Source organism: Streptomyces sp. NPDC020362 (assembly GCF_040642095.1).
Lineage (GTDB): Bacteria > Actinomycetota > Actinomycetes > Streptomycetales > Streptomycetaceae > Streptomyces.
In genome coordinates this window covers 1-10,840 of the sequence record NZ_JBFAET010000254.1, presented here as the reverse complement: position 1 = coordinate 10,840, position 10,840 = coordinate 1, and the positions used below count along the sequence as shown (strand labels likewise).

General features: G+C 72.6%; 11 protein-coding genes, 1 tRNA gene and 2 pseudogenes. 6 read left to right on the top strand and 8 right to left on the bottom strand.

Translation table 11 applies throughout. From position 1 onward, the window contains the following. Nucleotides 1–40 precede the first annotated feature (40 nt). Nucleotides 41–114: transfer RNA gene (locus tag AB0H32_RS43205), tRNA-Pro, on the bottom strand. Nucleotides 115–159: 45 nt separating this feature from the next. After that, nucleotides 160–393: pseudogene (locus AB0H32_RS43200) on the bottom strand (MFS transporter); the annotation flags it as partial. Here AB0H32_RS43200 and AB0H32_RS43195 point away from each other — a divergent pair. Then, on the top strand, nucleotides 292–882 hold the full coding sequence (locus tag AB0H32_RS43195; RefSeq protein ID WP_361133511.1) for a helix-turn-helix domain-containing protein: 591 nt from the start codon (nucleotides 292–294) through the stop codon (nucleotides 880–882). The pseudogene AB0H32_RS43200 and the gene AB0H32_RS43195 overlap by 102 nt on opposite strands. Nucleotides 883–884: 2 nt before the next feature. On the opposite strand, the gene AB0H32_RS43190 is transcribed toward AB0H32_RS43195, so the two are convergent. Genes AB0H32_RS43190 through AB0H32_RS43180 form a run of 3 tightly spaced genes read right to left on the bottom strand, consistent with a single transcriptional unit; the run spans nucleotide 885 to nucleotide 3,725 of the window. Further along, nucleotides 885–2,162, bottom strand: a complete 1,278-nt coding sequence (locus AB0H32_RS43190; RefSeq protein ID WP_361133508.1) for a serine hydrolase domain-containing protein — start codon at nucleotides 2,160–2,162, stop codon at nucleotides 885–887. Nucleotides 2,163–2,208: 46 nt separating this feature from the next. After that, nucleotides 2,209–3,177 carry a dioxygenase gene (locus tag AB0H32_RS43185; protein ID WP_361133505.1) on the bottom strand — a complete coding sequence of 323 codons (969 nt, stop codon included), beginning with the start codon at nucleotides 3,175–3,177 and terminating at the stop codon, nucleotides 2,209–2,211. Between the two features lie 32 nt (nucleotides 3,178–3,209). Beyond that, entirely contained in the window at nucleotides 3,210–3,725 is a 516-nt protein-coding gene (locus AB0H32_RS43180; RefSeq protein ID WP_361133502.1) for a hypothetical protein, read from the bottom strand. A gap of 142 nt (nucleotides 3,726–3,867) precedes the next feature. Here AB0H32_RS43180 and AB0H32_RS43175 point away from each other — a divergent pair, with 142 nt between their 5' ends. Continuing rightward, nucleotides 3,868–4,212, top strand: coding sequence for a cupin domain-containing protein (locus AB0H32_RS43175; protein ID WP_361133499.1), 345 nt, complete (start codon nucleotides 3,868–3,870; stop codon nucleotides 4,210–4,212). Here the strand turns inward: AB0H32_RS43175 and AB0H32_RS43170 are convergent. Then, nucleotides 4,202–5,206: a LacI family DNA-binding transcriptional regulator gene (locus tag AB0H32_RS43170; RefSeq protein WP_361133496.1), complete on the bottom strand. Its 1,005-nt coding sequence runs from the start codon at nucleotides 5,204–5,206 to the stop codon at nucleotides 4,202–4,204. The two genes, AB0H32_RS43175 and AB0H32_RS43170, sit on opposite strands and share 11 nt — an antisense overlap. A gap of 143 nt (nucleotides 5,207–5,349) precedes the next feature. On the opposite strand from AB0H32_RS43170, the gene AB0H32_RS43165 reads away from it, so the two are divergent. Next, complete coding sequence (locus AB0H32_RS43165; protein WP_361133493.1) at nucleotides 5,350–6,510, top strand: Gfo/Idh/MocA family oxidoreductase; 1,161 nt, start codon at nucleotides 5,350–5,352, stop codon at nucleotides 6,508–6,510. On the opposite strand, the gene AB0H32_RS43160 is transcribed toward AB0H32_RS43165, so the two are convergent. Beyond that, a complete protein-coding gene (locus tag AB0H32_RS43160; RefSeq protein WP_361133490.1) occupies nucleotides 6,491–7,522 on the bottom strand; it encodes a LacI family DNA-binding transcriptional regulator in 1,032 nt (343 codons plus the stop codon). The two genes, AB0H32_RS43165 and AB0H32_RS43160, sit on opposite strands and share 20 nt — an antisense overlap. Before the next feature lie 110 nt (nucleotides 7,523–7,632). On the opposite strand from AB0H32_RS43160, the gene AB0H32_RS43155 reads away from it, so the two are divergent. From AB0H32_RS43155 to AB0H32_RS43145, 3 genes are all read left to right on the top strand, one after another. After that, a complete protein-coding gene (locus tag AB0H32_RS43155) occupies nucleotides 7,633–8,799 on the top strand; it encodes a phytanoyl-CoA dioxygenase family protein (protein WP_361133488.1) in 1,167 nt (388 codons plus the stop codon). Nucleotides 8,800–8,814: 15 nt separating this feature from the next. Next, on the top strand, nucleotides 8,815–9,591 hold the full coding sequence (locus AB0H32_RS43150; RefSeq protein ID WP_361133486.1) for an SDR family oxidoreductase: 777 nt from the start codon (nucleotides 8,815–8,817) through the stop codon (nucleotides 9,589–9,591). Between the two features lie 107 nt (nucleotides 9,592–9,698). Beyond that, a complete protein-coding gene (locus tag AB0H32_RS43145; RefSeq protein ID WP_361133483.1) occupies nucleotides 9,699–10,703 on the top strand; it encodes a Gfo/Idh/MocA family oxidoreductase in 1,005 nt (334 codons plus the stop codon). Between the two features lie 43 nt (nucleotides 10,704–10,746). On the opposite strand, the pseudogene AB0H32_RS43140 reads toward AB0H32_RS43145, so the two are convergent. Continuing rightward, nucleotides 10,747–10,840: pseudogene (locus AB0H32_RS43140) on the bottom strand (hypothetical protein); the annotation flags it as partial.

Below are 10,840 nucleotides of genomic sequence, written 5' to 3'. Positions count from 1 at the left end.
CGAATTTCTTCGGAGCAGCCCCTGACCCGCGTCTCGCACGTCGGGACGACAGGATTTGAACCTGCGACCCCTTGACCCCCAGTCAAGTGCGCTACCAAGCTGCGCCACGTCCCGTTGCGACCTCGCGCGGGGTGTTCCACGCGATCACGCAGGTCAACCCTACCGCACGCGCGCCGGTGCCGGTGTCGCCCCCGCCACGGAGGAGCCCACCGTACGGCCGGTGCGGCCGACCGGGACGAGCAGGACGGCGCCTGCCGCGGCCAGGCAGAGCAGGGCGAGCAGCGCCCAGGCGTGGGTGTAGCCGGAGGCGTAGGGCAGGCCGGAGGGGTGGAGGCGACCGGTGACCAGGACACCGGTGAGCGCTGCGCCGATGGACCCGCCGATGGTGCGGATGCGGCCGCCCGTGAGGCCTTCGCGGAACACGGCGCCGAGGCCTCCCTGGAGGACGTCGCCCGCCGCGCGGGCGTCGGCATCGGCACCCTCTACCGGAACTTCCCGACCCGCCGCGACCTCTTCGAGAGCGTCTACGCGGACGAGGTGAACGCCCTGTGCCGGGCGGCCGTGGAGGTCGCCGACCGGGAGCCGTGGGAGGCCCTGACGGCCTGGCTGGACCGGTTCACCGGCAACATGGTCACCAAGCGTGCGGTCCGCGAGGCCCTGAACGACGAGTCGGACATCTTCATGGCCTGCCGCGAGTCCATGTACGCGGCCGGCGGTCCGCTGCTGGTGCGCGCCCAGAAGACGGGCGTGGCCCGCGCGGACATGGACTTCGGCGACCTGCTGCGGATGGTCGCCGGCATCACGGCGACGGCGTTCGAGGACGACGCCCAGCGCGACCGAGTGCTGTCCATCGCCCTGGACGGGGTGCGCACCGGCCGTTGACGTCAGCCCTGCAGCGGGTGGTCGGGCGCCAGCACGGCCGCGATGCGCTCGGTGATCGTCTGAGCCGTGTTGCCCTCGGGCGCCTTCTGTCCCACCGTCGTGGACACGGCGATGGCCAGCCGCCGCTGCGGCAGATAGGCCTGTACGGCCGCGAAGCCGGCGAACGACGGATTCTGCAGCACCCAGCCGGACTTGTGGATGACGCCCACTCCATAGTGGAAGTCCGCGGTCTGCTTCAGGCACACGGTGGCGGGGCAGGTCGAGGTGGGGACGCCGAGGCCGACGGTCCCGGGGTTCAGCTGCACCTGATAGGAGCGGTGGGAGAGCAGCTCGCCCGAGCCGATTGCCTGGGCCGAGCGGGCCAGGTCGCAGATGTCGGTGGTGAGCACCGCTCCGGGCGCGGTGGTCCAGGACGGGTCCCAGTAGGTGGCGTCCTCGTAGGGTCCGCGTTCGTCGTCGTAGGCGTGCAGTACGGGGGCCGGGATCTCGGGTGTGAAGCCGTTGCGGGTCTCACCGAGCCCCAGCGGGTCCATGACGCGCTCGCGCAGCAGCTTGTCCAGCGGGGTTCCGGTGATCTTCTCCAGGGCGCGGCCCAGAAGCACGAAGTTGGCGTGCGAGTAACTCCAGTTCGTGCCCGGCGCGTACCACAGGGGGTGGCCGAGGGAGAAGCCGACCAGCTCGTCCGGCGTCCAGTGCCGGAACGGGTCGGCGTAGAGCTTCTTCACGAACGCCGGGTCGGTGACGTAGTCGTGCAGGCCGGAGGTCGAGTCACCCAGCATCCGCAAGGTGATCCTGTCGCCGTGCGGCAGGTCGGGCAGCCAGCGGGAGACGGTGTCGTCCAGGCTCACCCGGTGCTCGTCCACGAGCTGGAGCAGCGCCGTCCCCATGAAGGCGATGGCGACGGAACCCGACCGGAAGTGCATCGCGGGGGTGGCCGGCACGCCGTTCATCGACGTGCCGTCCGCCACCGTGGCCACCTCCCGCCCGTCGATCGTGACCCGGACCAGAGCGGCCTTCAGGTCGAGGTCCCGGCGTGCCTCGCGCACGAGCTCGACGACCTGGCGTGCCTGTCCTGCGGGCCTGCCCTCGGCGCTCGCACAGCCGTCGCCCCGGGGTGGGGCGGCCGCCGCGGCCGTCGTCGCCTGCAGCGCCGTGGCGAACAGCGCGGCGACGCACAGGGAGGCCATACGGGGCCGGTGCGCGGGCGGCCGTCGCCCGCCCAGCGGGACCGCTGCGCCCCGTGCTGCGCCGCACACCACACGGCCCACCGCACCCAGCATGTTCCCAGCGTGCCCCCGTCGTGTCCCACCCGCAGCACAGGGAGCTTCAGGTGCGTTCCAGCACGAGGTCGAAGCGGGCATGCCGGAACGGGTTCGGTACGCCGAACCCGTGTGCCAGGGACGGGTCGTCGGTCGGGGTGAAGTCCTGCACGAGGCTGTCCTTCACAGCGAACACCGCGTCCGAGTCCAGGTAGGCGTCGCCCGACACGAAGATGTGGGTCGTGACGGGGGTGTGGCCGTCGGCCTTCGCGAGGAAGTGGATGTGCGCGGGCCGGTAGGGATGGCGGCCGGCGGCCCGGAGCAGGGTGCCCACAGGCCCGTCGACGGGGATCGGGTAGGAGCTGGGCACGCAGGTGCGGAACCGGAAGCGGCCCTCGGCGTCGGCGGTGAACAGGCCTCGCCCGTTGCCGGGCGGCTGGACGTCGGGCTGCTGGACGTCGTAGAAACCGTTCCCGTCGGCCTGCCAGACGTCCACGAGCGCGCCGGGCAGCGGGGTTCCGTCGGCGGAGCGGACTCGGCCGCTGACCACACAGGGCTCGCCGTCGCCCACCAGGTCGATGCTGTCACCGAGTTCCCGCGCCGGGGACGCCGTCAGATGGAAGGGGCCAAGGACCGTCGACTCGGTGACGCCGGGTGCGCGGTGCCCGTGCAGCGTCTCGACGAGCACGGACAGGCCGAGGACGTCCGAGAGGAGGATGAACTCCTGCCGGCTGTCCGTACAGGCCTGACCGGTGGCCGTGAGGAAGCCGACCGCCGCTTCCCACTCCGCCTGTGTCAGCCGGGTCTCGCGGGCGAAGGCGTGCAGGTGCCGGACGAGGGCGGCGAGCAGGCCGCCCAGCCGGGGGTCGGACGTGGTGCGCAGACTGTCGACGGCCTGGCGGGTCACGGCGTCGGCGGCTGCGTCGAGCACGGCGGAGTCCGGGACGGGGGCCCCGTGGAGCACGGCAGCTCCGTCGGGCACGGCGGCTTCGTCCGATGCGGCGGCCGCTTCGGTCACGGCGTCTTCGGTGGTCATACGGGATCCATGCCCAGCAGGACGCCCGTCGCCTACTTGATGACCGCGTTGGCCACCACCACGACCACCCCGAGCACCGCGTCCACCAGACCGACGAGGACGGCGTGCGGCCAACTGCGTGCCGTCGAGCGGGCGGTGACCAGCCCCAGGACGAAGAGAATCGCGATGTTCAGGGCGAACACCGGGTACTCGACGCCGTTCGGGGGCCACCAGCCCCAGCCCGCGGCGGCGAGCAGGAAAGCCGTCGGCAGGACGGCCGTGACCAGCGGCCACTCGTTCTGCAGGGCACGCACGGCGTCCCAGCGGCGGTGCGGGGCGCGCTCGGCGATGTAGTGGGCGTAGCCGTGCGCCAGGGCGGAGGCGAACGCGGTGACCAGCAGCCACAGGGCGTCGTAGCGACGGCTGGCGGCCGAGCTGTGGCCGTACTGGGTGAGTGCGGCGACCATCGAGCTGGCGAGGACGGCACCGTAGACACCGCCGAACAGGACGGCCTCGCGCGTGCCGTGCTGCCGGTGCGACTCGACGCCGGCGGCCGTGGAGTCAGCCATGCTCTCCACGATCACCCGGGCCCCGCGCCGCCGCCAGTGGGCCGGGCCGGTCCGCGTGGCAGACGAAGTGTCCTCCCACCAGCCCCGATGCTGCACACACTGTCGACGGTCGCGCGGTGCGGACCCTCGTTAGGGTCGCCTCATGACGCACAGCTTCGCGCTTCACATCCCCGACGCCGACCTCGAGCCCGAGCCCCTCGACCCGGAGCAGATCGTCTCCGGGAACCCCGAGGTGACCGGGAAGGTGGTCTGGGAGTCGCCGGACGGCCGGCAGATCCGCGGCATCTGGCAGATCACGCCGGGGGTGGTGACCGACACCGAGGCGGACGAGCTGTTCGTGGTCATCAGCGGGTCGGCGACGATCGAGGTCGAGGGCGGGCCGACGCTGACGGTGGGGCCCGGCGACATGGCCGTGCTGCGCGCGGGCGACCGTACGACGTGGACCGTGCACGAGACACTGCGCAAGGCGTACTCGATCAACCTGTGAGGCCGGGCGGCGCCGCCGTCGTCCCCCGGATCTCCAGCGTCGGTACGGCCAGGTGCACGCGCCCCTCTCCCCCGGGCCGCTCGAAGCGGTCGAGAAGGCACCGGGCGGCGCGCCGGCCGACCTCGTGCGGAGCGGTGTCGACGGTGGTCAGCCACACGTGCCGCAGCCGGGAGATGCTGGTGTTGTCGTACCCGGCGACCGACAGGTCCCGCGGCACCTTCAGCCCCAGCTCCCCGGCCGCCGACAGCGCGCCGACCGAGGCCATGTCGTTGACGGCGAAGACCGCCGTGGGCCGGTCGGGGCGGCTGAGCAGCCGTACGGTGCCCCGGTAGCCGCCCTCCTCGGTCAGATCGCCGGGTTCGACCAGCGGCTCGGCCCCGTGCGCCCGCATCGCCGCCTCGAAGCCGCGCCGGCGCAACTCGCCGACCGCGCCGCGGCCCGCGAGATGGGCGATCCGGCGGTGACCGAGGCCGAGCAGGTGCTCGGTGGCCAGCCGGGCCCCGTGCTCGTCGTCCCCGGCGACGACGTCCACGCACGGCGGCTGCGGCTCGCGGGCCCCCGCCACGATCACCGGAATCCGCTGCGCCAGCGCGCCGAGCGCGCCCGCGTCCGGCACCGTGCCGACCACCACCAGGCCGTCGGCGCCCAGGTCCAGGAAGGGTTCGGCGAGGTCGTGGCCGATGCGCCGGTTCAGCCGGGCGTCGGCGAGCAGCATGTGCAGGCCGGCCGCGTGCAGCAGGGAGTTCAGGCCGTCGAGGAGTTCGACGAACCAGGGGTTGCGCAGGTCGTCGAGGAGGACGCCCACCGTCCGGGTGCGCTGTTCGCTGAGGCTGCGGGCGGCGGCGTTCGGCCGGTAGCCCAGCTCCCGTACGGCCGCCAGGACGGCGTCCCGCTTCTCGGCGCGCACCTGGCCGGAACCGCGCAGCACCAGCGAGACCAGCGACTTCGACACTCCGGCCCGTTCGGCCACGTCACGGATCGTCGGCGGTTTCATGACTTGGACCGTTCCATGAAGCAGGTCGAACTGTCAAAGGGCTGACACAGAGCTGTTTCCCCTCGCTGAAGGGTTGACGCGTGGAGCATGTCCGTACAAAGGTGGCCCGGACAGGATGTGGACCGGTCCAAAGAGGTGCTGTCATGGTGGATGCGCTCGGTGTCGCCGTCGTCGGGTTCGGCTGGATGGGGCGGGTGCACACACAGGCGTACGCCCGTGTCCGGCACCACTATCCGCAGCTGCCCCTGCGGCCCGAGCTGGTGGCGGTGGCCGAGGAGGTGCCGGGCCGGGCCGAGGAGGCCGCCGAGCGGTTCGGGTTCGCCTCCGCCACCCGCGACTGGCGCGAGGTGGCCGCCGACCCGCGCGTGCAGGCCGTCAGCATCACCGCGCCCAACTTCCTGCACCGGGAGATCGGTGTGGCGATGGCGGAGGCGGGCAAGCACCTGTGGATCGAGAAGCCGGTGGGCCTGACCGGCGAGGACGCCCGCGCGGTGGCCGACGCGGTCGCCGAAGCCGGCGTCCAGGGCGCGGTCGGCTTCAACTACCGCAACGCGCCCGCCGTGGAGACCGCCCGCAAGCTGATCGCCTCCGGTGGGATCGGCACGGTCACCCATGTGCGCATCCGTCTGTTCAGCGACTACGCGGCCCATCCGGACGGCGCTCTGACCTGGCGGTACGAACGCGAGCGCGGCGGCAGCGGGGTGCTGGGCGACCTGGCCTCGCACGGCTCCGATCTGGCCCGGTTCCTGCTCGGGGACATCGCCTCCCTCACCGCCGACACCGCGATCTTCGTCCCGGAGCGGGCCCGCCCGACGAGCGCCACCGCGGGCCACGCGCTCGCCTCCGGCGGCGAGCCGGGTCCGGTCGAGAACGAGGACTACGTCAGCTGCCTGCTGCGGTTCGCCTCCGGCGCGCGCGGGGTCCTGGAGGCCTGCCGGGTCTCGGTCGGCGAGCAGAACAACTACGGCTTCGAGGTGCACGGCACCGAGGGCGCTGTGTCCTGGGACTTCCGCCGGCTCAACGAGCTGGCGGTCAGCCGCGGTACGACGTACCAGGACCAGCCCGTGAGCACGGTCTACGTCGGACCGGGCGACGGCGAGTTCGCCGCGTTCCAGCCGGGCGCCGCCAACGCGATGGGCTATGACGACCTGAAGGTCATCGAGGCGTACCGCTTCCTGCGTTCCGTCGCCGAGGGCAGGCCCCACGGCGCCACGCTGGCCGACGCGGTGCGCAGCGCGGCCGTGCTGGACGCCATGGCGGTGTCGGCCGAGAGTGGGGCGTGGGTCAGCCTCCCGGTGTCGTAGGCATGTTGTACGGGGTGACCACCTGGATCGCGGACGGCAGGACCGGTCCGGCGGGCGGCAGCGCCCCGTGGTGGCGCATCACCTCGTGGCAGGCCTCGCGCAGGTCGTGCCGCAGGTCGTGGTGGAGGACGGCGGACAGGCGGTGATCGCGCAGCAGACGGGTGTTGTCGTGGTCGAGGTCGTGCGCGACGAACACCGCGCAGTGGCGGCCGAGATCGGCGAAGGCGCGCAGGGTCGCGTTGTTGCCGCCGCCGATGGAGTACACGGCCCGGATCTCCGGGTCGCGTTCCAGGGCGGCGCGGACGAGGTCGTACTGGGTGGCGTCCAGGCCCTGCCCCCCGGCGATCTCCACCAGGGTGCGCTGTGGGTTCCGGGCCCGCATGACGCTGCGGAATCCCATCTCGCGCTCCTCCTCGTTGCGGAAGAAGCCGCTGCTCAGGCTGGTGAGGACATTGCCGGGCCGGTCGCCGAGCCACTGGCCCATGAGGTAGGCGGCGGTGGCGCCCGCGGCCCGGTTGTCGATGCCCACGTATCCGAGACGGCCGCTGGCGGGCAGGTCGGTGACCAGGGTGACGACCGGGATACCGGCCGCGGTGAGCCGGGCCACGGCGGCGGTGACCTCGGGGACGTCCGGCGCCTTGAGGATCACCCCCTGCGAGCCCCGGCGGGCGATCCGGTCCAGCGTCCTGACCTGCTCGGCCGCCGGCCCCGTCTCGCGGAAGTGGAACCGGGAGCGGACCACGGCCGGGTGCAGCGAGGGCAGTTCGGCCTCCAGCGCGGCCCGTACGGCCGTGGTGAACCGCTCCGGTGCCTGCACCACGATGTCGACCATGAAGGTGCGGCCGACCAGCCGCACCTGGGTGCGCTGCCGGTCCAGGTCGGCTATGGCCCGGTGCACCTCCTGGGCGGTGCTCTCCCGCACCCCTCCCCTGCCGTTCAGCACGCGGTCCACCGTGGCCTCGCTCAGGCCCGCCTGACGTGCGATTTCCCGGAGAGGGAAGGGATGACCCATGGGCCGGCTCCTTGAGGGGTTTTTGACGGGTGTCTGCTGGTTGTTCGAGGGGTTTGTACTGACAAGAATGGCAGGGCCGCGTGGCTTCCGTGAACGAAAGAAGGACACCGATGTCCCTCAGCGCCGCAGCAGGCCGGGCCCGGCTGTCCGAGCAGGACTGCGACCTCGACGCCTTCCGCGCCCTCGTCGCACGGACCACGGACCTCGCCGGGTACCCGCACGCCGCGTCGGTGGCGGACGGCGTCCTCGTCTACGACGGCGACCGGCTGCGGACGGCCGGTGACCGGGAGGCCCTGCGGGGCGAACTGGTGGGGGCGCTCGCCGACGGCCCCGGGATCGTGGTCGTCCGCGGCGCCTTCCCCGATCTGGCGGTGGTGGACCGGGTCACGGCTGTGTTCGAGGCGCTGATCGCCGAGCAGCGGGCCTCCGGCGTGCGGGCCGGGGACCACTTCGCCAGGCCCGGGGCCAACGACCGGGTGTGGAACGCACTGGAGAAGACGGCGCTGTACGACCCCGAGGCGTTCGCCGACTACTACGCGAACGACGTCCTGGCCCTGGTCTCGACGGCCTGGCTGGGCCCCGGCTACCAGGTGACCTCGCAGGTCAACGTGGTCAACCCGGGCGGTGCGGGACAGACCGCACATCGCGACTACCACCTCGGCTTCCTGAGCAACGCCGTGGCGGGGGCCTACCCGGCGCACGCGCACCGTCTCTCCCCCGTGCTCACGCTCCAGGGCGCGGTCGCCCACTGCGACATGCCCGTCGAGTCCGGTCCGACGCTGTACCTGCCGTACTCCCAGCTCTACGAGCCGGGCTATCTGGCCTGGCGGCTCCCGGAGTTCCAGGCCCACTTCGAGGCTCACCACGTCCAGCTCCCGCTGGCCGAGGGCGATGCGGCGTTCTTCAATCCGGCGCTGTTGCACGCCGCGGGGGCGAACCGTACGGCGGATGTGCGCCGCACGGCCAACCTCCTGCAGATCTCCTCCGCCTTCGGGCGCGCTATGGAGACGGTGGACCGGGAGGCGGTGGCCAACGCGGTCTTCCCGGTGCTGCTGAGGCGGAAGAAGGCGGGCACCGGGGCACAGTGGCTGGAGAACGTGGTCGCCGCGAGCGCCGAGGGCTACCCCTTCCCGACCAACCTCGACGAGGACCCGCCGGTCGACGGTCTGGCCCCGCCGTCGCAGGCGGACCGGGTCCGGCGGGCCCTGCGCGAGGAATGGGTGCCGGAGCGGCTGCGCGAGGAGCTGCGGGCCGGTGCGGAGCGGCGCGAGAGCTGAAAGGGCACAGGGCGCATGGGACTTCTCGACGACAAGGTCGTCCTGGTCAACGGCGGCAGCCAGGGGGTGGGTGCCGCGATCGCGCGGGCCGCCGCCCGCGAGGGCGCCGCGGTGGCCGTCACGGGTCGCCGTACCGAACCCGGTGAGGCTCTGGTGGCCGAGCTGGCGGCGGCCGGCGGCCGGACGATGTTCGTGCGCGCGGACCTGGCCGACGCCGAGCAGGCCAAGGCGGCCGTGGCCGAGGTGGTCGACGCGTACGGGCGGATCGACTGCCTGGTGAACTCGGCAGGGCTGACCTCCCGGGGCACGCTGCTGGACACCACGCCCGAGCTGTTCGACGCGCACATCGCGATCAACCTGAAGGGACCGTTCTTCGCGATGCAGGCGGCGGTCACCGACATGGTGGCCCGCAAGGCGCCCGGCACGATCGTCAACATCATCACCTCGTCGGCGCACGGCGGCCAGCCGTTCCTCGCGCCGTACGTCGCCGCGAAGGCGGGGCTGGTGGGCCTGACCCGCAACGCGGCGCACGCCCACCGCTGGGACCGGATCCGGATCAACGGCCTGAACATCGGCTGGACCGCGACCGAGGGCGAGGACGCCACCCAGCGCGCCTTCCACGGGGCGGGCGACGACTGGCGGGAGCAGGCCGCCGCCCGGCTGCCGATGGGCAGGCTCGGCCGGCCGGACGAGATCGCGGACTTCGTGGTCCTCCTGCTGTCCGACCGTTCGGGCGTGGTCACCGGATCGGTGATCGACTGGGACCAGAACGTTCTGGGCGGGCTGGACTGAAGAGAACGAGCCCGTCCGGCGATCGCGGACGAGCCCGAAGGCCGACCGGCGTCCGGGGTGCGGCCCCGGCACCGGACAGCAACCACGCACAAGGAGCAGCGGAGCACATGCGTATCGGAATCCTCGGCCTCGGCCGCATCGGCACCTTCCATGCCGAGACCCTCTCCGGGCTCGACGCCGTCGAGTCCCTCGTCGTCACCGATCCGTTCGCGGACGCGGCCAAGGCCGCCGCCGAGCGGTTCGGCGCCGAGTTCGCCGGCTCGCCCGAGGAACTGCTCGCCGCCGGCGTGGACGGCATCGTCGTGGCCGCGGCGACCGACGCCCACCCCGCGCTGATCCTGGCCGGTGTGGAGGCGGGCGTCCCGGTCTTCTGCGAGAAGCCGGTGGCCCGCACCATCGCGGAGGGCGTCGAGGTCCTCAAGGGCGTGCAGGGCAGGGACGTGGCGATCCAGATCGGCTTCAACCGCCGTTTCGACGCGGGCTTCGTCGCCGCGCGGGCCGCGGTGCGCGCCGGCGAGCTGGGCAGACTGCACACGGTCCGCTCGACGACCCTGGACCCGGCGCCCCCGCCGGCCGCCTACGTCGCCGCCTCCGGCGGCATCTTCCGGGACTGCTCCGTGCACGACTTCGACATCATCCGCTGGGTGACCGGCCGTGAGGTGACCGAGGTGTACGCGGTCGGCGGCAACCGGGGCGCCGACTACATCAAGGCGGCGGGCGACGCCGACACCACCGGCGCGATCCTCACCCTGGACGACGGCACGATCGCGGTGGTCTCCAACTCCCGTCACAACGCCCGTGGTTACGACGTCCGCATGGAGCTGCACGGCTTCCAGGACTCCATCGCGGTCGGCCTGGACGACCAGCTGCCGCTGCGCTCGGTCGAGCCCGGCGTGAGCTTCCCGGCGGGCACCCCGCACGATTTCTTCATGGACCGGTTCACCGACGCCTACCGCGCCGAACTCACGGCGTTCACCGATGTCGTGGCCGGCAACCGCCCCTCCCCGTGCACCGTCGAGGACGCCCTCGAGGCGGGCTGGATCGCGGAGGCGTGCACGCTGTCCCTGCACGAGCACCGGCCGGTGACGATCGCGGAGGTCCGCGGGGCCTGACACCTTGGGGCACGGCTCGTCCGCCGTGCCCCTTTGCGCGTGTGCCGGCCGACCACAGGGCACGCAGGGCGGCGGCCGCCTTGCGGAACTGGAGGGTCTCCATGTGCGACTCGTACTCGGCGAGGAGCGAGGCGATC